The 21,658-nt window shown below is 39.7% G+C and carries 16 protein-coding genes; 13 read left to right on the top strand and 3 right to left on the bottom strand.

Annotation, left to right across the window (positions count from 1 at the left end):
- Window positions 1-116: 116 nt before the first annotated feature.
- On the bottom strand, window positions 117-1,019 hold the full coding sequence (gene ylqF / locus FIT70_RS04585) for a ribosome biogenesis GTPase YlqF (RefSeq protein WP_139930919.1): 903 nt from the start codon (window positions 1,017-1,019) through the stop codon (window positions 117-119).
- Between the two features lie 74 nt (window positions 1,020-1,093).
- Here ylqF and FIT70_RS04580 point away from each other — a divergent pair, with 74 nt between their 5' ends.
- Genes FIT70_RS04580 through FIT70_RS04560 form a run of 5 tightly spaced genes read left to right on the top strand, consistent with a single transcriptional unit; the run spans window position 1,094 to window position 8,096 of the window.
- Entirely contained in the window at window positions 1,094-1,915 is an 822-nt protein-coding gene (locus FIT70_RS04580; protein WP_139930917.1) for a class I SAM-dependent methyltransferase, read from the top strand.
- A gap of 15 nt (window positions 1,916-1,930) precedes the next feature.
- The gene (locus FIT70_RS04575) at window positions 1,931-2,359 is read left to right on the top strand and encodes a hypothetical protein (protein WP_028817952.1); all 429 of its coding nucleotides are present in this window, start codon (window positions 1,931-1,933) and stop codon (window positions 2,357-2,359) included.
- Between the two features lie 10 nt (window positions 2,360-2,369).
- The gene (gene hrpA, locus FIT70_RS04570) at window positions 2,370-6,131 is read left to right on the top strand and encodes an ATP-dependent RNA helicase HrpA (RefSeq protein WP_189340841.1); all 3,762 of its coding nucleotides are present in this window, start codon (window positions 2,370-2,372) and stop codon (window positions 6,129-6,131) included.
- Window positions 6,128-6,925: a fused MFS/spermidine synthase gene (locus tag FIT70_RS04565; RefSeq protein WP_139930913.1), complete on the top strand. Its 798-nt coding sequence runs from the start codon at window positions 6,128-6,130 to the stop codon at window positions 6,923-6,925. The genes hrpA and FIT70_RS04565 overlap by 4 nt, the downstream gene beginning before the upstream one ends.
- A 19-nt stretch (window positions 6,926-6,944) precedes the next feature.
- Window positions 6,945-8,096 (top strand): THUMP domain-containing class I SAM-dependent RNA methyltransferase, encoded by a 1,152-nt coding sequence (locus tag FIT70_RS04560; RefSeq protein ID WP_139930911.1) that lies wholly within the window; start codon window positions 6,945-6,947, stop codon window positions 8,094-8,096.
- On the opposite strand, the gene tpx is transcribed toward FIT70_RS04560, so the two are convergent.
- A complete protein-coding gene (tpx, locus tag FIT70_RS04555) occupies window positions 8,093-8,593 on the bottom strand; it encodes a thiol peroxidase (RefSeq protein ID WP_139930909.1) in 501 nt (166 codons plus the stop codon). The genes FIT70_RS04560 and tpx overlap by 4 nt on opposite strands.
- Window positions 8,594-8,718: 125 nt before the next feature.
- Between tpx and dnaE the strand changes: the two genes are divergently transcribed.
- The 4 genes from dnaE to FIT70_RS04535 all read left to right on the top strand — a co-directional run bounded on the left by dnaE (window position 8,719) and on the right by FIT70_RS04535 (window position 17,222).
- Window positions 8,719-12,180 carry a DNA polymerase III subunit alpha gene (dnaE, locus tag FIT70_RS04550; protein ID WP_139930907.1) on the top strand — a complete coding sequence of 1,154 codons (3,462 nt, stop codon included), beginning with the start codon at window positions 8,719-8,721 and terminating at the stop codon, window positions 12,178-12,180.
- A 27-nt stretch (window positions 12,181-12,207) separates the two neighbouring features.
- Window positions 12,208-13,176: an acetyl-CoA carboxylase carboxyltransferase subunit alpha gene (locus tag FIT70_RS04545; protein WP_139930905.1), complete on the top strand. Its 969-nt coding sequence runs from the start codon at window positions 12,208-12,210 to the stop codon at window positions 13,174-13,176.
- Window positions 13,148-14,548, top strand: a complete 1,401-nt coding sequence (tilS, locus tag FIT70_RS04540; protein WP_139930903.1) for a tRNA lysidine(34) synthetase TilS — start codon at window positions 13,148-13,150, stop codon at window positions 14,546-14,548. The genes FIT70_RS04545 and tilS overlap by 29 nt, the downstream gene beginning before the upstream one ends.
- A gap of 205 nt (window positions 14,549-14,753) precedes the next feature.
- Window positions 14,754-17,222, top strand: a complete 2,469-nt coding sequence (locus FIT70_RS04535; protein WP_139930901.1) for a TonB-dependent receptor — start codon at window positions 14,754-14,756, stop codon at window positions 17,220-17,222.
- A 44-nt stretch (window positions 17,223-17,266) separates the two neighbouring features.
- Here the strand turns inward: FIT70_RS04535 and FIT70_RS04530 are convergent, their stop codons facing one another.
- A complete protein-coding gene (locus FIT70_RS04530; RefSeq protein WP_139930899.1) occupies window positions 17,267-17,671 on the bottom strand; it encodes a zinc ribbon domain-containing protein in 405 nt (134 codons plus the stop codon).
- Between the two features lie 156 nt (window positions 17,672-17,827).
- Here FIT70_RS04530 and FIT70_RS04525 point away from each other — a divergent pair, with 156 nt between their 5' ends.
- The 4 genes from FIT70_RS04525 to FIT70_RS04510 all read left to right on the top strand — a co-directional run bounded on the left by FIT70_RS04525 (window position 17,828) and on the right by FIT70_RS04510 (window position 21,658).
- Complete coding sequence (locus tag FIT70_RS04525) at window positions 17,828-19,186, top strand: sensor histidine kinase (protein ID WP_189340840.1); 1,359 nt, start codon at window positions 17,828-17,830, stop codon at window positions 19,184-19,186.
- A complete protein-coding gene (locus tag FIT70_RS04520; protein ID WP_139930895.1) occupies window positions 19,187-19,828 on the top strand; it encodes a response regulator in 642 nt (213 codons plus the stop codon).
- Between the two features lie 223 nt (window positions 19,829-20,051).
- Complete coding sequence (purT, locus tag FIT70_RS04515) at window positions 20,052-21,248, top strand: formate-dependent phosphoribosylglycinamide formyltransferase (RefSeq protein ID WP_139930893.1); 1,197 nt, start codon at window positions 20,052-20,054, stop codon at window positions 21,246-21,248.
- Window positions 21,248-21,658 carry a group II truncated hemoglobin gene (locus FIT70_RS04510; protein WP_139930891.1) on the top strand — a complete coding sequence of 137 codons (411 nt, stop codon included), beginning with the start codon at window positions 21,248-21,250 and terminating at the stop codon, window positions 21,656-21,658. The genes purT and FIT70_RS04510 overlap by 1 nt, the downstream gene beginning before the upstream one ends.

The following is a 21,658-nucleotide window of genomic DNA, read 5'->3' as shown; positions in this document are numbered from 1 at the left end:
GCAGGCCTTATCATTTTTTTTATTATCAAAGGCATTAAAGCTCTATTGAAGTTATATAAAAAAGATAATTTTAAAAGATAGAGATCTAAACATAGTTTTTTTAGCACATCAAAATATTAAGTTTCTTTATCTTGAGAAGGATTATCTTCTCCTATCGTTGTTTGACGGCTCATCATAAGCATTCTAGACTCAGGCGTTTCTAAACTGATGCGACCTAATAAACCCTGTCGATAATCATTCAATAAAGTAATAGCTGCTCTTTCCAAATCGATACTATGGTTTTTAAGCGGAAATCCTTTTTTCTTTGCAATCGATTCTAAGAGTGCAATGCCATCTGTAATTAAATTTTCTAATTTATAACGTGCTTTAATAAGTGCTGGATATTGTTCTAGAAGAATGCCAGCTAATTTATCCGCTATCTCTTCCTCGAAATAAGCATTCTTACCTATATTGTTATTCGCCGCTAATAAATCACCATCAGAGGGGTAGCGAATTTTTGGCCACATCATGCCAGGTGTGTCGATGAGTATCATGTGGTCGTTAATTTGATGTCGTTGTTGTTGTTTGGTGATCGCAGGCTCATCACCAACTTTAGCAATTCGACGATTCAGAATGGCATTCATAAGTGTTGATTTACCAACGTTAGGCACACCCATAATCATCATACGAAGAGGCTTGAGTGTGTCGCCTCGATGGGGCGCTAATGTTTGACAAAGCGCTAGTATTTTTTTTGGCTCATTCACTTTTTTGCATGAGATGGCAACGGCTTTTGTTTTGGGTATTTTGTTGAAGTAATGAATCCATTGTTCAGTCACATTCGGGTCTGCTAAGTCGGACTTATTAAGTATCTTAAGATGAGCTCGTTGGCGAGTAGCACCAAGCTCCTTAATCATTGGATTCTGTGACGCACCCGGAATCCTCGCATCTAGTACTTCGATGACTACATCGGTAAATTCCATGGTTTCAGCAGCTTTTTTTTGGGCTGCGACCATGTGTCCTGGAAACCACTGAATGCTCATAATTAATTTTTCATTTATACAGCACCATTTTACTCTGTCATAAGTGAACACGTATACGTTAAACTGGTCAAGTTATGGAAGATTTAAAAGACATTAAACCCCAGCAATCTATTGAGCTTTTAAAGGCGCTCCATATCCTTACCCGGGATGGCCGGATGAATCAAGATTCAAGGCGGAAACTCAAGCAGGTTTATCATCTCTATCAGTTGATTGAACCTTATCTTGAAAAAGCCTTAGCTACGAATCCTCAATTTACTTTGGTAGACCATGGTGCCGGAAAGTCTTACTTAGGCTTTATCTTGTACGATCTTTTTTTAAAAGATAAAGGTGGGGCACTCTTCGCTATTGAACACCGACCAGAGCTCATTGAGAAAGCTAAAGCGTTGGCTGACACTTTAAAATTTGACCGCATGCATTTTTTTGCATCCGATATAAAAAATTCACTGGATGATTCGAGCCTTCCAAAAAAAGTAGATATGGTGACAGCACTTCATGCATGTGATACAGCCACAGATGATGCCATTCTTTTTGGACTTAAAAAGGAGGCGAAATATATTGTGCTCATTCCTTGTTGTCAGGCAGAGGTATCAAAAACTTTACGATCGGACAAATCAGATCAACTAAAATATACATTATCTGAATTATGGCGACATCCGATGCATACAAGAGAATTTGGAAGTCATCTCACGAATGTATTAAGATGTTTATTACTGGAAGGTATGGGTTACAAGGTCACAGTTACTGAGTTAGTTGGTTGGGAACACTCCATGAAAAATGAACTGATCATGGCTGAGAATATTTATCAGCCTAAAAAAATTGCATTAGATCGATTAGAAGAAATTTTAAAAACATGTCATCTAGAGTCTTTAAAATCTAGATTTTTACCTATCATTTAGAAAAAGGAGAGCGGTATGCGTTTTGTTTTAAGTTTTATTTTTTTGATTGCCTCGTCACTCAGTTTTGCAGCACATAAAATCCCTGCGTTCACTGGACCTGATTTCACTGGCGTTTATCAATGTACCGGACTGGATATGCATGAAGGCACATATAAAGGTAAGGTAACTATCAAGCTAAAAAAAGAACATAGTCAGGCTCAGTATGGAAGTTATGACTTTTTACTCGAGGTACCTGGTTATGGTAAGTACCCAGGCCATATGGCAGCGAATGGTTTAAGTGCTGCGATTCACTTTGCATTAGAAGACCAATCCACACATGATTATGGAACAGGTATTGCACAGTTTAGTAAAAATGCAAAAGGCCAATGGCAATTCCATAAGTTTTATTTTGAACCACAATTTAAGGGTGGTAATTCAGGGTTTGAAGATTGCGTGAAGCAGTAATTTTTAAATTGTGAGTGAGCTATTAAAAAACAAAGATAAAAATGTAGCGATTGAAGCATCAAGACAGGCTCGACTAGAAAGCTTGTTACCTATTGATTTTCCCGAAACACTTCCAGTCTCACAAAGAATCAAAGAGATTAATGAAGCGATTCTTAATCATCAAGTTGTGATCTTGTGTGGCGAAACCGGATCAGGTAAAACCACACAACTGCCTAAGCTATGTCTTCATTTAGGTCGGGGTATCAAAGGCCTCATTGGTCATACACAACCTAGACGTCTTGCGGCGAGATCTGTGGCCTCTCGTATAGCATCGGAACTCAAGTCACCCTTAGGTGATGCAGTAGGATTTAAAATAAGATTCGCAGATAAAGTGTCTCAACAAACACTCATTAAAGTGATGACCGATGGCGTCCTTTTAGCTGAGACTCAAACAGATCCTGACCTTAAACAATACGACACCATAATTATCGACGAAGCTCATGAGCGAAGTCTTAATATTGATTTTCTTTTGGGTTACTTAAAGCAGCTCACTTTAAGACGTCCTGATTTAAAAATTATTATTACGAGTGCGACCATTGATGTCGAAAGTTTTTCAAAACACTTTAACCAGGCACCCATTATTGAAGTGTCAGGTAGGACATATCCCGTTGAGATTCGTTACCGACCCTTGGAAGTCAAAGACGAAGACGACCAAGTAGAAAAAATTGAGGAAGCTATCCTTGATGTTGTAAAAGATTTCTCAAAGGCAGGAGGTGACACCTTAGTATTTTTGCCGGGTGAGCGGGAAATACGAGATATCGCTGAATTTCTAAAAAATAAATTGCCACCGCATTACGAAATCCTTCCACTTTTTTCAAGACTTTCCAATGAAGAGCAACAAAAAATATTTAGAGGATCGAACGGACGTCGGATCATCTTATCCACGAATGTCGCTGAAACATCGCTCACTGTTCCAGGAATTAAATATGTGATTGATCCAGGCATTGCCAGAGTGAATAGATATAGTACGAGGAATAAGGTTGAGCAGTTGCAGGTGGAGAAAATATCTCAAGCATCTGCTAAGCAAAGAAGCGGTCGATGTGGGCGCGTGTCTGATGGCATTTGTGTAAGGCTCTATTCAGAAGATGATTTTAACGCGAGACCTTTATTCCTAGACCCTGAAATTTATCGATCCTCTTTAGCCTCTGTTATTTTAAAAATGGCTTCGCTTCATTTGGGCGACGTATCACAATTTCCTTTTATACAACCTCCTAGTCGACGATTTATACAAGATGGGTATTTATTGTTACAAGAGTTAGGTGCCGTGAATGATCAATATGAGTTAACACCGATTGGTCGAGATTTAGCAAGACTGCCTATGGATCCAAGATTAGGCCGCATGCTACTCCAAGCTAAAAAAGAAAATGCATTAGCTGAGCTTTTAATTATTGTGAGTGCATTAAGTATCCAAGATCCAAGAGAACGACCTTTGGATAAAAAAGCCGAAAGTGAAGTGGCGCAGGTTAGATTCTTTGATGAGAAATCCGATTTTGTATCTTATTTAAAACTTTGGGCATTCTTTGATGAGGCGATTCAGAAGAAGACAACACAAAACAATTTAAGAAAACTTTGTCATGCCCATTTCTTATCATATCTTCGTATGAGGGAATGGCGCGATCTTCACGATCAAATCCGAGATCTCATTTTAGATATGCATTATAAAGAGAATGATAAGCCTGCTAATTATGTCCAAATTCACCGATCCATCTTGTCTGGGCTTTTAGGTAATATCGGGATAAAAGCGTTAGAAGATGATTCTTATATAGGCGCTCGTAACATTCAATTCCATTTGTCACCCGGATCAAATATAAAAAGAAGAAAGTCGAAGTGGGTCATGGCGGCAGACCTTGTGGATACGACAAAACTTTATGCAAGAACGGCCGCTGAGATTGATGTGGAATGGATCGAATCATTAAGTATGCATTTAGTTGATCATCATCATACTGATCCTTATTGGGACACTAAATTATCTCGTGTAAATGCACATGAAAGAATTACACTTTATGGACTGACCATTGTCCCTAAACGCAATGTGCACTTTGGACCCATCAATCCTGAAATTGCGCGTGAGATTTTTATTAGACAAGGGCTTGTCTCTGGAGGCTATGTTTCAAAAGGATTATTTTGGAAACATAATCAGGATCTTATCGAAGAGGTCGAGCTTTTAGAACACAAAGCAAGACGCCTTGATGTATTAGTCAATGAAGAAGATCTTTTTGAGTTTTATGACAATAAAATACCTCAAGGCATTATTAACGGTGATGGATTTGAGGATTGGCGACGCGAGACAGAATTGAGAGATCCGCAAGCTTTATTTCTCACAAAAGCACTTCTGATGAAGCGGGATGCGAATGAGATCACTGAGATTCAATACCCTGAATCTTTAACTATCGAGGGTATTGTGATCCCACTTAAATATCGGTTTGAACCCGGACATCCAGATGATGGGGTCACTGCTGTGATTTCTGAGATTGATTTTCATCAGCTAGATTTAAATATATTACAGTGGCTAGTGCCCGGTATGATTCGTGAAAAAATGAATTGTATTTTTAAGTCATTGCCAAAAAATATTCGCACTCAACTCTTTCCTCTTACGGATAGCGTGACAGAATTCTTAACGCAATATAAAACCCATCATCATTTATTTCAATCCATCAGTGATTTTGTTTTAAAGAAAACAAAAGAGCCTCACATGATCAATGAAGAGGAAATAGAAAGTCTCCCTCGCCATTGCTTTATGAATATCGAAGTGAGAAACCAAAAAAATGAACTCGTATCACAAGGCCGTGATTTAAATCTTTTAAAAGGCTCAGTCAAGCCGCAAGTGCATGTCAAAAAGAATGATAAGGCGAATGCGGTTGAGCGATTTGATTTAAAAAGATGGGATTTCGATGAGTTACCTTATGACATTCTATTAAATACTCATCAAAAAGATTACAAAGGTTTTGTGGCATTATCCGATGATGACGAGGCGGTGTCTATTCGGGTTTTTGTCTCCGAAGAAGAGGCCAAAGTATCTCATCGTCAAGGTGTTTTAAGGTTGCTTAGTTTTGAATTAAAACCACAACTCAAACAGCTTGAAAAAGATTTGAACAAATTGAAAGAAGCCCAACTTTTTTTAAGGGATAGTATTGAACCTGAAGAATTGAGAGGGGATGTAGTTGAAATGGTCTTAGATGCAGCTTTGAATTCCGAGATTGCAATGCCCAGGACTTCAAGTGATTTCATTACACTCATTAAGCGTATCAAAAATATGCTACCGCAAACTATGAAGGCTATATTAGATACCATTCATCTGAGCGCTACCCATTATCACCAACTCAAACAATTATTAAAAGCTTTAAGTCCAGTTCAAAAAAGATCAGAATCAATCTTCGTAAATCGCATGAATTTTTTAATTCATAATGAATTTATACTAACAACACCCTCAGATATATTCTCTCATTTACCCAGATACTTGAAGGCCCTTATCATTCGTATTGAAAAATATCCTTCAAGAGTTGATAAAGATGCACTCATGCAAAAAGACATTGATCGCATTCATCAATTGCTTGGTGAGCGATTAAAGCCTTATATAACTAAAAAAATGGCACCACCTAAAATCCTAAAAGATTTTCAATGGCAGATTGAAGAGCTTCACGTATCATTATTTGCACAAGACTTAAAAACGGCATATCCCGTTTCACTTAAACGGTTAGAAAAAGCGCTGGAGGATATTCCTTATTACCCATGAGAGACTTATTTAAAAAAATTTTTCGTGAAGAAGTGAGTGATGATGACATCAGTATTGATGTCAGTGAATCAGAGGGTGTTCGTTCGCTTCATTTTGCATCGCACGCGATTCAAAGCTCGATGCGCTTAAAAAAACCTTTCCATTTGGAGCTGACCTACACGCGAGCGATGATGATGTTTCTTCTCTTTCATGCGCGTCCTCGTAAAATTTTATTGATTGGCTTAGGCGGTGCATCCATCCCTAAATTTATTCACCGGTTCTTACCTGATATGAAATCGATTACCCTCGAGATTCATCGAAAAGTGATTGGTGTTGCACATCTTATGTTTCATCTCCCGCCGAATGATAAATCTTTAAAAGTCATTCATGGGGATGGCATCCCTTTTATGAAAGAGCATCCGGAGTCGACGGATATATTAATGATTGATGCTTTTGATCCTGATGGTATCCCGCGTAACTTTAGGAGCCTCTCATTTTTTGATGTATGCAAATCGACTTTGCGTAAACATGGTATTTTTGTGATGAACATATGGGCAAGTGATCCTCATTACGATCTTTATATTGATCGCATGCGTCGTGTCTTCGAAGGACTCATCTTGATTATTCCCACAGGTAAACCCGGCAATCAAATTGTATTAGGTTTTAATGACATGCCTCTTGAGCTTGATGTGAAGACATTGCGATCAAAGGCCAAATCACTCGAAAAAACTTATGGGCTCGAATTTTTAGCATTTTTTAATCAGCTTATGCTTCATAATCACCAGGCGTCGAACACGATCATATTCGATCAATAATTCTTAAAGGTTAAAACAGTTGAATTTCCAATTTTTTGCTACTTGTCCACGCGGTCTTGAAGCCCTACTTGCAGATGAACTTTTAGCACAGCGTGCATTAAAGATTGTTGTGACTGATGGAGGCGTATCGTTTGAAGGTAGTTTAGACACGATGTATCGCATCAATTTACATAGTCGAATAGCTACGCGCATTATGTCTCGAGTAGGTCAGGGTAGTTATGCTACTGAAGAAGATATTTATAAAGCGACGTTTAAACTTCATTGGCCTTCATGGTTTAAAGTGAATCAAACGATTCGCGTCAAAGTCACAGGAGTGAAGTGTCCTTTAAAAAGTTTAGACTTTGTGACGCTCCGTATTAAAGATGCTGTGTGTGATCGTTTCCGTGAAGAGGGTGCGTTAAGACCATCAGTAAGTGTCAGAGATCCTGACGTTCGTATTCATGCTTATCTCACACAAGATCAATACCAACTTTATCTCGATACCTCGGGTGCCCCGCTTTATCAAAGAGGATTTCGTGATGTGAGTGTGATCGCACCTTTACGCGAAAACCTAGCGGCTGGCATCATTATGCTGTCCGGTTGGATACCAGGCACACCATTTTTAGATCCCATGTGCGGTAGTGGTACTTTTTTAATTGAAGCAGCCATGATGGCAGTGAATCAACCACCTGGTATGAAACGTACATTTGGTTTTCAAAAACTTACTTCATTCGATGAAGGCCTTTGGAAAAAAATTGAAACCGAAGCTATGAATAAAATGAAGCCTATTGAGTTTTTAGATATTTATGGATCAGATATGGATTTAAGGGCAGTGCGAGTTGCGCGTCACAATTTAAAAGTTGCAGGCTTGGAAGAAGTTGCAAAAGTCATACAAAGTGATTTTGTAAAATTAGAACCTCCCGCATCAGAAGGAACGCTTGTGACCAATCCGCCTTATGGACAACGTATAGGGGAGGATGAAGATTTAAAAGAAGTTTATCCCGTCTGGGCAAAGCATATGAAAGAATCCTTCGGGGGTTGGAATACTTATTTTTTAACTGCAGATCTTGAGATGCCAAAAGATATGCGATTAAAACCTTCAAAAAAAACCCCGTTGTATAACGGGGCGTTAGAGTGTCGTTTGTTCGAAATTAAAATGGTGGCAGGTAGTAACCGAAAACCAAAAGACTAAAGTACGTTTAAAGCAGCTTCGTAGTTAGGTTCTTCTGTAATTTCTGAAACAAGTTCGCTATGAAGTACTTCATTGTTTTCGTTTAACACGATCACAGCGCGAGAAGTCAAACCTGCCAAGCTCGTGTCGTCAATCGATACACCAAAGTCTGTTGCAAATTTTTTCGTGTTACGAAAGGTGGAGAGCGTTTGTACGTTCTCAATTTTTTCAGCACCGCAAAAACGATTCTGCGCAAAAGGTAAATCAGCTGAGATACACAAAACGACCGTGTTATTTAATTTAGCCGCTGCTTCATTAAATTTTCTGACAGACGTAGCGCATGTTGGCGTATCTATACTTGGGAAAATGTTGAGTACTTTTCGTTTGCCAGCAAAATGAGCTAAACCTACATCTGCACGCGTTTTATCTGCGAGACTAAAGTCAGGTGCTTTTTGTCCCTTGCTTAAAAATTGACCACCTATTTTGACTGGGCCGCCTTTAAGAGTCACTGCCATGATGAAGATTCCTTTGAAATTGAGTAATAGTTGACAATATACATCAGTTATTTTTGGAATGGTAGATCAAGTACTTTTTTTGTGACTAAGCCCTCAGTTTTAAGTCATTCATCCTTTAAAATAGAGTCATGTCTGAAGCTCATCCCGTCTCATTTGTTCATTTAAGGTGCCACAGTGAATATTCCATCACCGATGGGATTGTGCGCATTGATGACTATATCGACAAGGCTTCATCTCAACATATGCCTGCATTGGCACTCACGGATTTAAATAATGTATTTGGTTTAGTCAAATTTTATAAGGCAGCGCGAGAAAAAGGTATCAAAGCTATTTTAGGTGCTGACCTTTGGATTGAGAATGAAGTTAATCGTGATCAACCTTATCGTATCTTAGCGCTCTGTCAAAACAATCAAGGTTACTTAGCTTTATCCGAAATCTTATCGCGTGCTTACTTAGAAAATCAGTATCGTGGCCGCGTTGAAGTGAAAAAATCTTGGTTACTTGAAAAGAATGAAGGCCTCATCATTCTCTCAGGCGCTGCTATGGGAGATGTGGGTCAAGCCATTCTTCAGGAACATACCGATGTCGCGATGAACGCTATGAAAGATTGGGCAACGCATTTTAAGAATCGTTTCTATATCGAAATCCAAAGGATTGCTGAGGGCGATGATAAAAAAAATGAAGCGCGTTTTATCAATCAGTCTTTAAGTTTGGCCACAAGTTTACAAATTCCAGTGGTAGCGACGCAACCGATTCAATTTATGGATCAAGACGATTATAGGGCGCATGAGGCGAGAACTTGTATCGCCGAAGGTTTCATGATGGCAGATAGCCGTCGACCTAAATTATTTTCACACGAACAATATTTTAAAAATGAAGTAGAGATGACCGCTCTATTTAGTGACATTCCAGAAGCGCTTCAAAATTCAGTGGAGATTGCAAGACGCTGCAACTTTGAATTTACTCTTGGTAAAAATTATTTACCTGACTTCCCAACACCGAACCAAGAAAAGCTCGAAGATTTTTTAATTTCAGAATCTAAAAAAGGATTAGAAGTTCGCTTAAAAGAACTTTTCCCAGATGAAGTAAAACGTCATGAAGTCAGACATGATTATGATGCACGTATTCTTTTTGAAACTTCCATCATTAATCAGATGGGTTTCGCAGGGTACTTCTTAATCGTCGCTGACTTTATTAATTGGGCTAAAAATAATGAAGTCCCGGTAGGACCTGGTCGAGGCTCAGGTGCTGGATCTCTTGTAGCCTATAGTTTAGGTGTGACGGATCTCGATCCCATTCAATATCAGCTCCTCTTCGAGCGCTTCTTAAATCCTGATCGTGTCTCGATGCCGGACTTCGATATCGACTTTTGCCAAGAAGGTCGCGATCGCGTGATCGATTACGTCAAACAGAAATACGGTGCAGGTTCGGTTTCACAAATTGTCACTTTCGGTACGATGGCAGCACGCGCTGTGATTCGAGATGTAGGTCGTGTCCTTGATCTCCCATTTAATTTTGTCGACGGCATTGCGAAACTCATCCCTATGGAATTAGGTATTACACTAGAAGATGCATTAAATAAAGAACCGCAGTTGCAAGATCGTTATAACAAAGAAGAAGAAGTTAAAGAATTGATTGAACTTGCATTAAGGTTAGAAGGTGTGGTTCGTAACGTCGGTATGCATGCGGGTGGCGTTTTAATTGCTCCCGGAAAAATTTCAAACTTCACACCGATTTATTGTCAGGCGAATGGCGATAGCTTGGTGAGTCAATTTGATAAGGATGATATCGAAGCTTTAGGTTTGGTGAAGTTTGACTTCTTAGGACTTCGGACACTGACCATTCTTGCGATGGCATTAAAGAACGCAAATATTTTGCGTGAAGCAGAAAACCTACCACTACTTGATCTTAATCATTTGCCACTCGATGACAAAACGGTGTTCCAGTTATTAAAGAGTGCAAATACCACTGCCGTTTTCCAGCTTGAATCTCGTGGCATGAAGGATATGTTAAAACAAGCGAAGCCAGATTGCTTTGAAGATATCGTGGCACTCGTAGCACTTTATCGTCCGGGCCCCATGGATTTGATCCCTGATTTTTGTAAACGTAAACACGGACAACAGCGCATCGTATATCCCCATCCCTCCACTGAATCGATCTTAAAAGAAACTTACGGTATTGCTGTTTACCAAGAGCAGGTGATGCAGATTGCACAAACGGTTGCAGGTTACTCATTAGGTGCAGCTGATTTATTGCGTCGTGCGATGGGTAAGAAAAAAGTTGAAGAGATGGATGCGCAGCGCGAAGGTTTCATCGCAGGCTCTTTAAAGAATGGACTCAATGAAAGACAAGCGCGTGAACTTTTTGACTTACTTGAAAAGTTTGCAGGCTATGGTTTTAACAAATCTCATGCGGCAGCGTATGCGATGGTCGCATACCAAACCGCATATTTAAAAACACATTACCCCGCAGCATTCTTAGCGGCTTCCATGTCGGCTGATATGAATAACACCGACAACATTCAAATATTTTTTGAGGATTGCAAACCGAACAGTGTGGAATTATTGCCACCCGATATCAATCAAAGTGGTTTCGAATTTATTCCAACCAATACGACACAGATCTTATATGGATTAGGTGCGATTAAAGGCACTGGCTTAGCTGCGATTGAACTTATTTTAGAGTCTCGAGAAAGCAAGGGCCCATTCAAAAATCTTTTTGATTTTTGTGCGAGACTTGATTTAAGAAAAGTGAATCGTCGTGTGGTGGAGTCTCTTATCCGCGGCGGTGCATTCGACACACTTGAATCTAATCGTGCATCACTCTTGGCGAGTGTGAATTTAGCCATCACGGCAGCCGAACAAGGCAAGGCGAACATCGCACAAAATAGTTTATTTGGTGAAGAGCAGACACAAAAAGTGGATATGGTGCATGTGGATCCATGGACGCCGCAGCAAAAACTTCAGGAAGAAAAAGCAGCGCTCGGATTTTATTTTAGTGGCCATCCATTCACTTTCTTTGAAAAGCGTGTGCGACCATTTATAAAGACTCAAATTAAAGAATTAAAACCGCAAGAGCAACCTTATTTAATTGCAGGCGTGATTGTGGCGATTCGTATTCGCATGACGGCGCGCGGCAAAATGGCGATTGTCACATTAGATGATGCGATTTCTCGGGTGGATGTCGTGGTAGGTAATGAACTTCTCACACAATCACAAAGGTTAGTGCAAGAAGATCAGCTTTTAATTGTCGAAGGTCGGGTCAGTCATGATGACTTCACTGGCGGCATTCGTGTCACTGCGCGCAAACTTTTTGATTTAGCCACAGCCCGGAATCAATTCGCACATCATTTAAAAATCTCATGCAACGGTCAATCAGATGCCGCTAAATTAAGAGACATCCTAAAGCCTTACTGTGGAGCCTCTCAAAATAATCTCAAACGTTGCCGCGTTAAAATTGATTACCATAATGAAAAGGGTCATGTAGAACTTCTTCTAGGGCAAGATTGGCAGGTCGATTTACATGAGGAATTGATAGACGGTTTAACCCAGTGGTTGAGCGAAGAAAACGTAAAAATCCTTTATAATTGATTTCCCGATTTTAAAAGTTTCGTATCAATGAAAATTAGCTATTTAGATTTTGAAAAGCCAATCTCAGAACTTGAAGCTCAGACCCAGAAGCTCACAGAGACGCATGACAAGAATAAGAATCTTGATATTTCAAAAGAACTCAGTCAGTTAGAAGGTAAGACTGAAAAACTACTTCACGAGATCTACGACAACTTAAACGCTTGGCAAATTTCCCAAGTCTCACGTCACCCACAAAGACCCTATACCCTTGATTATATTGAGAAACTTTTCACAGATTTTGAAGAGTTACATGGCGATCGCGCGTTTGCGGATGATCCTGCGATTGTAGGCGGCTTAGCTTTATTTGAAGGTATGCCTGTGATGGTCATAGGTCACCAAAAGGGACGCGATGTTAAAGAAAGACAATTCCGTAACTTTGGCATGCCAAAACCTGAAGGCTATCGTAAGGCCCTACGCCTCTATCGATTAGCCGAAAAATTCAATGTACCGATTGTGACTCTGATCGACACTCCAGGCGCCTATCCAGGTATTAACGCAGAAGAGCGCGGTCAATCAGAAGCTATTGCGCGTAACTTATATGTCATGGCAGAACTCAAAGTGCCTATGATTGGTATCGTGATTGGTGAAGGCGGTTCAGGTGGCGCATTAGCCCTTGGTGTCGTGGATCATCTCATCATGCTGCAATTTGCAACATACTCTGTGATCTCCCCTGAAGGCTGTGCCTCTATTTTATGGAAGAGTGCGGATAAGGCATCCACTGCAGCCGAGACTCTAGGCATTACAGCCACCCGCTTAAAAGAATTAGGCTTGATCGATACGATTTTGCCTGAACCTCTAGGAGGAGCACATCGCAATCCTAATCAACTCATGGAAACGGTTCGTAAATCTCTAAAAGAACACTTAACTAAACTCCAAAAGAAATCCTTAAAGCAACTTCTTGACTTAAGATACGAACGTTTACTTAGCTATGGCAAGTTCAAAGAAACCGCCAAGTAACAAAATTCCAGCTTCTACCTCCAAAAAAACCAAATCACCATCCTTACCCGATTTAGTCGATAAGGCTTTTGTATCTTTACCAGCATCTAGTAAGAAGATTAAATCAATGACTATTGCCTTAAGTGGTGGTGTAGATTCGGTGGTACTTTTACATCTCCTACATCAACTGCAAAAGACTCATCATTTCACTTTAAAAGCATCTCATGTGCATCATGGTTTAAGTAAAAATGCAGACAAGTGGGTCAAGTTTTGTGAGAAATTATGTGCAAAATTATCTATTTCTTTGGATGTAAACTATATCCAATTACCGCAAAAAAAGGCACTCGGTATTGAGGGGGAAGCAAGACGACTTCGCTATGAAAAACTCCTTCAATCCAAAACAGATTTGGTCGTTTTAGCCCATCATGAAGACGACCAAGCTGAGACATTTTTACTCCAACTCATTCGTGGAGCAGGGGTGAAAGGTTTGTCATCCATGGCACATTTTGATGCCACTCGACGACTATGGCGACCACTCCTAAATGCCTCAAGAATTAATATTGAAAGCTATGCCAAAAAGCACAAATTAAAGTGGATTGAGGACGAAAGTAACCAAAACATCGATTTTGATCGAAATTTCATCAGATCTAAAGTTTTTCCTCTACTAAAGAATAGGTTTAATCATATTATTAAAGTGATTTCTAGGTCAGCATCACACTTAGCAGAGGCACAACATTTACTCGATGACTTAGCTAAAATAGATTTAAAAAAATCTTTAAAATCAGATAATTATAAACATAAACTTAAAGTAAAAGCTTTAGAAAAATTGTCACTTTCTAGGGCTAAAAATGTCTTGCGCTACTGGATCGAAATCAATGATCACATGATGCCATCTAAAGACCTCTTAGACGAACTTTTAAGGCAAGTTTTAACGGCCAAAAAAGATGCAGAATTGAAAATTCAGCTATCAAAAGAATTTGAAATTCGTCGTTATCAAGATGAGATTTATATCGTCACAAAAAATCATAAAAACCTAAAAAATTATGAAATTATTTGGGCTGGTGAATCTGAAATTTTATTACCGAATGGTACTCAATTAAATTTTAAAAAAGTCAAAGGCAGGGGTATAAGTTTTAAACTTTTGAATAATCAAAAGTTAAAGATTAGAAATCGACAAGGTGGGGAATTTTTTAAACCCGACTCCAAAAGACCCACTAAAAAAATCAAACAGCTTTTACAGGAATCAGATTTGCCGCCCTGGGAAAGGGAATTTTTTCCTATGATTTTTGTAGGTGACAAGTTAGCTGCTGTACCGAATTTTGGGGTTGATCAAAAATATCAGGTAGAACCGCAATTGACTGGCTTAGAGATCAAATTTACGCTTATAAAATGATTTGTTGTTTTTCGGCAACAAAATGATGATCACATTGCTACTTTTGCAACATGTTAAATTATTGATTTATATAATATTTTTTATGTTCATTGGGGGGGGCATTTCTTCGGGAATTTTTCCTAGGCATTTAATGCTCTAAGCCATTGAAATTCATTACAAGTTTCATTAAAGTCGCATCATTATCATTTTCTTATGGATTCAACCCATGAAATTAAGAATATCTGCAATCATTGCTTTAGCACTCGCTAGCTCAGGATCTCTTGGCGCCGCTGAGAAATTAACGACGAGCACGATCAACGTTTATAGTGCAACACCATTACCTTCACTTGGTTTGCCTCTTAACATTATCCCTGCCAACATTCAAATCGCCACACCTAAGGCGATCAATGCACAATCTGGCGTGAGCTTAGCTGACTATATGAGCACTAACATGCAAAGCGTGTCTGTCACAGAAATGGGCGGCAATCCATGGCAACCAGAAGTGACTTTCAGAGGATACTCAGCTTCGCCATTGTTAGGTATGCCGCAAGGTATGTCGACTTTTGTGGATGGTGTTCGTGTGAATGAACCCTTTGGTGATGTAACACTTTGGGACAAGATTCCTAACTTTGCGATTGGCGGTATGCAATTAGTGCCTGGCTCTAATCCAATGTACGGTCTAAACACATTAGGTGGTGCAATTGCGATCCAAACGAAAAGTGGACGTCAAGCTCAAGGCGTTGGTATTGAAGCTGAGTATGGTTCTTGGAATCGCCAACGTGCGTTGGTTGAATATGGCGGCGTTTCTAAAGACGGCTCAATGGATTTCTACATTGGTCATCAAACAACTAAAGAAGACGGGTGGCGTCAATTTTCTCCCAGTCACCTTAATCAAACTTTTGCTAAAACGGGTTGGCAAAGTGAAAAAACAAAACTTGATTTAAGTTACATCGGAACAGACAACAAACTCATCGGTAATGGATTTACCCCTGAGCATATGTTATCCGGTGATCGCGATCAAATCCATACAAGACCCGATTGGACGAATAACTATTATCACCACTTGGCTCTCAATGGTTCACATTGGATCAATAATGACGTGATGCTCTCAGGAAACACTTACTGGAGAAAATCAAATCGACATACCAAAAATGGCGACTTGTATGAATACGAAATAGATGGCACAGAAAGGCATGATAATTATAATGATATAATTTGTGATGAGTTGTCCACCGCTGAGTGCGAACTCAAGGGATCTGTATTGAATACCTCTCACACAAAGCAGGATAATTATGGTGTTTCAGCCCAGATGACTTTTAATCAAGACTTCATGGGCATGAAGAATCAATTTATTGCAGGCACGGGATTTGATTACAGCCTTATTAGGTTTAAACAAAACGAACGTGTAAATCTCTCAAATCAAAGTGAAGGTGATTTAACCGGTTTACCCGGTAACCGTTCTTATGACGAAGAGGAGGGCGGAGCAACCGCAGTGGTTTTTGACCCCTCTCGAGAAGCCATATTAACTGGGCTTGGTGCACTACCCCAAACGCAAACTGTCGGCTTAACAGGAAAACAATGGACAGCAAGTCTATTCGCAACCGATACGCTATCCTTAAATGACAAATGGCATCTGAACGCTGGGGCTCGCTACAATCATACCAAAGTGGACAATAATGATATCTTGAGAGGCCCTCATTCAGCCGCGAACGAAAGGTCATTAACAGCGACAGATGACTATAAACGTCTTAATCCAACTATTGGTATTACTCATACACCGACAGATAAATTATCTATATTTGCTACCTATAGCGAATCAAGTCGCGCACCCACATCGATTGAAGTCGGTTGTTCGAATCCTGCTGTAGGTTGCTTACTCCCTTCAGCGATGGCGGATGATCCTCCTTTGAAACAAGTAGTGGCGAAGACCTATGACTTTGGTACTCGAGGATCGCTTACTGAAGAAATTAAATGGAATGCCTCCATTTATCATGCTATGAACCATCAGGATCTTCAGTTTATTAGAGCTGGTAATTCAACATCGCGCGGTTACTACTCTAACGTAGGAAGAACTCAAAGACAGGGTTTAGATTTAGGATTAAGTGGTCAGCACGATCGTTTCAGATGGAACGCGAGTTATAGTTATATCCGCGCCACGTTTGATAGCGATTTTTCACTAGTCAATAGCGCTAACTCTTCTGCTCCTGATGATGACCCAAATAAGAATATTTACAATGTGACTAAGGGAAATAGAATGCCGAGCATTCCTGAGCACCAGTTTAAGGCGAGGGCGCAATATGACGTGACACCTCAGTGGTCAGTCGGTACAAACTTGGTTTATTTCTCCGATCAATACGTGATGGGTAATGAAAATAATAAACATGAAGCAAATACTGCAACTTGTCTGCCATTAAGAAACAATGATAGAGCTTGTGGTTCAGGTAAAATTTCAGATTACACAGTTGTAAATCTTGATACCCAATATAACTTTGGCGGGGGCTGGAAGGCGTTCGCTAAAGCAATCAATATCTTCGATAATGACTATTATGTGGCAGGTCGTTTAGCTGAGACCATGTTTGATGCTAGCGGAGGCTATGGTGCAGAAATTAAATCAAGAGGTGTTATCCCAGGAGCGCCTCGTGCAGCTTGGATTGGTGTTCGTTACGAGTTTGGTGGTGCACTAGAAACTAAGTAATAATATTAGTTAGTTAAAAAAAGGGAGCTTTAAGCTCCCTTTTTTTATTTTTGTGTGAGTTTGATAAATGAATAAAAGGTACCGATGATGGGAAATCCAAAATTTGTCAGTATAAATTGCTTGGTGGGCTGATGGTGTCTTAAAGATAAATCATGGAGCTTTGTTAAGAGAAGCATCCAAGACAAGACCAACATAAATAGCACTAAAAGAAATAAGTAGATGTAACCATCCGTCACGACGTGAATGATATAAAAAACAAACGTCGCGGCAATCACACTATTCCACAATAGGAATAGGTTAGTTGCCCGATCAACTTCATACTCGATATTAACTACAACTTCTTTTTTTAAAAATGCTTTTTTTGGTTTGATTTCTAAACTTGATCCGCAGTGATCACAGAATTTAGCAAAATCTCGTCTAATACGATGACCGCATTCGTAACAAATCATAATAGTAAAGTTGATTCAAATAAATAAGTGAGCCATCCTAAAACGATCTTCCCAAACCTATCCATGAATTCATCCTAAAATTATTTAGGAAGTTTTCCTGATATGCTTTCGTATCAATTACGTCACAATAGCAAACACATAAAGAAGGGTGAGAGTTTGAGCTTAAAGCTTCGTCTTATATTGATTATCAACGCGGTATTGCTTCTTATTCTCATCTTAGGAGGCGTTTTAGCGATTGATACGGCTAAAAAAAACGTGCGGGCTGAGGTAGCCTCGGCTGAAAAATTAGCGCTCTATTTATTTGATATTGGCGTTTTAAACAATCCAAAATACTACTCGATTGAGAGCGAATTTAAGCCGCTTAATTTGCAGAGCTTGGTCCACATGCGACATCTAAAAATCGAGTTCTTTAATTTAGAGGGTAAGTTAGTCGACAGTAATGTTTCTGAAACGCATACCAAAGCCATTGACCAAGCCCCTAACTGGTTTGTGAACTTTATGGGTTTAATATCAGAGCCTTGGCAACTCCAGCGCTTGCCTGTTGAGATTCTAGGTCAAGCTAAGGGTGCCATCGTGATTACCCCTGACCCGAGTTATGAGTTTGGTGAGATATGGAATCAATTCGCAGGGATCTTTTATCTGGCATGCGCTTTTTTTATTTTGACCAATATTTTGGTGGCGTGGATTGTGTTTAGAGCATTGAGCCCTGTGGAATTTATTTTGAAAGCTTTGACTGAATTAGAGGCTGGTAATTTAAAGGTGAAGATGCCTAACTTAAAAACTTCAGAATTGTCTGCAATTAGTATTAAGTTTAATAACATGGTTAAAACATTAAGTGCCAGCATCGAACAAAATCACCAGCTTTCTCGTAAATTAATCCGCATCCAAGAGGAGGAGAGAAAAAGTTTGGCGCGTGATCTTCATGATGAGTTTGGACAATCCCTCACTGCGATTCATGCAGACGCTGCCGTATTAAAGGTACTGGCAAATAAGGACTACCCAAAGATTAAACCTTCTGTGAATGCGATTTCAGACCTCTCGAAACATCTCATGAATCTCGTGGGGGGCATGCTAAATAGCTTGAAGTTAGGTGTGCTTCATGAGTTGGGATTAGAAGAAGCATTAAAGGACTTATTAAATACATGGCAATTAAGATACCCAAAAATTAATCTTAACTATCAAATTAACTTAAAAGCATTGCCTAAGATAAATGAAACGATATCCATTACAAGCTATCGCATTATTCAGGAGTGCTTAACGAATATCTCAAGACACGCCAAAGCTAAAAACGTTGAGATTCATATTGATTACATCAAAAAGAAGACATCTAGCGCTTTTATTGATATTGCCGTGAATGATGACGGAGTAGGTTTGAGTAAAACTCATCGTGATGGCTTTGGATTGTCAGGCATGCGTGAACGTATTAATGAGATCCATGGGAAAATAAACATCACAAGTGACACTAATCGCGGTGTTAAGTTAAATATTCAATTACCTATTATAAGAAAAAAATAAATGGCCAAAAAAACCACCATCCTATTAGTGGATGATCACGCTGTGGTAAGAGCAGGGGTGAGACGTCTACTTGAGCAGGAGTCTCTATTTGAGGTGATAGGCGAAGCTGAAAGTGGAGAAAAGGCCTACCAAATCTTTGGGGAATTGAAACCTGACGTGGTGGTGATGGATCTGTCAATGCCCGGTATGGGCGGATTAGAATCGATTCGTCGCATCTTGATGCGCTATGAAAAAGCTAAAATTTTAGTCTTATCCATGCACGAAGATTTATCATTTGCGAACCAAGCCTTGAAGTTAGGAGCTAAAGGGTATCTTACTAAAAATACATTGGCGGATGACTTGGTAAAATCGATTGAAACAGTAACTCAGGGAGATGTTTTCTTAAGTGATGAGATCGCTAAAAAAATGGCCATGCAATCGATTTCAGGGAATCAAGATCCTATCCACGAATTATCAGCGCGTGAGTTTGAGATCTTTCGATTGTTAGCAGAAGGCTTGGATATTGATGCGATCGCATCAACACTTAATATAAGTTCTAAGACGGTGTCGAATTATCAAACCATGATCAAGCAAAAGCTTAATATCAATACCCCGATTGAACTGATTCGCTATGCGATTAAAGTGGGTGTCATTAAAAATTAGGTTTTTTCGGGAAGAATTCTCAAACAATTTTGGGAGTTAAGATCAGGTGTAATTTAAAGGGAAGAGCTAAAGTGGTGTTGTCTTAATACTTGCCATAAAAGCTTATAATGAGACGCACTCGACTCCACGAGTAAAGGGTTTTTTAAAAGGGATTCATTCTTGAATCCCTTTTTTTATCCTAAGAAGTTAAAAGAGCGCCCTCCCTCGTGCTATCATTTTAAACATGAAGATCGGTACCCCCTTATCCCCAAATGCCACGCGTGTCATGCTTCTTGGAAGTGGTGAACTTGGTAAAGAAGTGATTATTGCATTGCAGCGTTTAGGTGTGGAAGTCATTGCGGTGGACCGTTATGAAAATGCCCCGGGACATCAGGTTGCGCATCGTTCTCATGTCATTGATATGACGAACAGTGATACCCTCTTAAATTTAGTCAAACTAGAAAAGCCCCATTATATTGTTCCTGAAATTGAAGCGATCAATACTGACGTGTTAGCTCAAATCGAAAAAAGTGGCGATGCGATTGTGATTCCTACAGTCAATGCCGTGCAACTCACCATGAATCGTGAAGGTATTCGTAATTTAGCGGCAAATCAATTAAAACTCCCTACGTCCCCATTTGCATTTGCTAAAAGTTTAGACGAATTACAAAAAGCAATTGATAGTGGCATTGGTTATCCATGCTTTGTAAAACCCACGATGTCATCTTCCGGTAAAGGTCAGTCACGGATCACTGATGCATCAAAAGTCAAAGACGCATGGGATTACGCAGCCTCTGCAGGACGGGTCAATAAAGGTGTGGTGATTGTAGAAGGCCAAATCGATTTTGATTATGAAATTACGCTACTGACTGTTAGAGCCCAAAACGAAAAGGGTGACATCGAAACATATTTCTGTGAGCCGATTGGTCACAAACAAGAGCAGGGGGATTATGTGGAGAGTTGGCAACCGCAATCTATGCATGAAGTGGCATTAAAAAAAGCTCGCGAGATTGCTAAAAAAATTACGGACGCCTTAGGTGGCTTAGGCTTATTTGGTGTGGAGCTCTTTATTAAAGATGACCAAGTATGGTTTTCAGAAGTAAGTCCAAGGCCACATGATACGGGTATGGTGACTATGGCGAGCCAACGTCAGAATGAATTTGAATTGCACGCGCGTGCCATTTTAGGTTTACCTGTCAATACAAGTTTATCCAGACCTTCTGCAAGCGCTGTCATTTATGGCAATCACGATGCCGATGGTATTCATTTTGAAAATATTGAAAAAGCATTAGGAGTTCCAGAATCAGATCTAAGACTCTTTGGTAAGCCCACTTCATTTAAGCGTCGACGCATGGGTGTGGCTTTAGCATCTGCAGACAATGTGAGTGAAGCAAGAACGCGAGCCCAAAAAGTAGCATCCTTCGTTAAAACATCCGTTTAATGTCTCAACCCTCAGCGTCAACTCCTCAAACACTATATGATTTATTAGGTGGTGAGCCAGAAGCTACGCACAAAATTCGCGAAATCGTCGAAGCATTTTACGATGTGATGGATAGTGATGAAAAGGCAAAAACCATTCGCCTCATGCATCCGGAAGATTTAACTTCATCCCGCGAAAAACTTTTTATGTTTTTAAGTGGTTGGACAGGTGGACCACAACTTTATATTGAGCGTTATGGACACCCCTTCTTAAGACGTCGTCATCTACCTTTTAAAATAGGGGAAGACGAGCGTGATCAATGGATTTATTGTATGACAAAGGGCATGCTTAATTTAAAGATGGAAGAGGAAAAAATAAAAGCGCTTTTGAATGCGCTTTATCCCATCGCTGACTTCATGCGAAATCAGTAA

It is taken from the genome of Candidatus Methylopumilus universalis, assembly GCF_006364435.1.
GTDB classification, from domain to species: Bacteria; Pseudomonadota; Gammaproteobacteria; order Burkholderiales; family Methylophilaceae; genus Methylopumilus; species Methylopumilus universalis.
The sequence above is the reverse complement of the archived record's forward strand: the minus strand, read 5'-3'. Positions and strand labels throughout refer to the sequence as shown.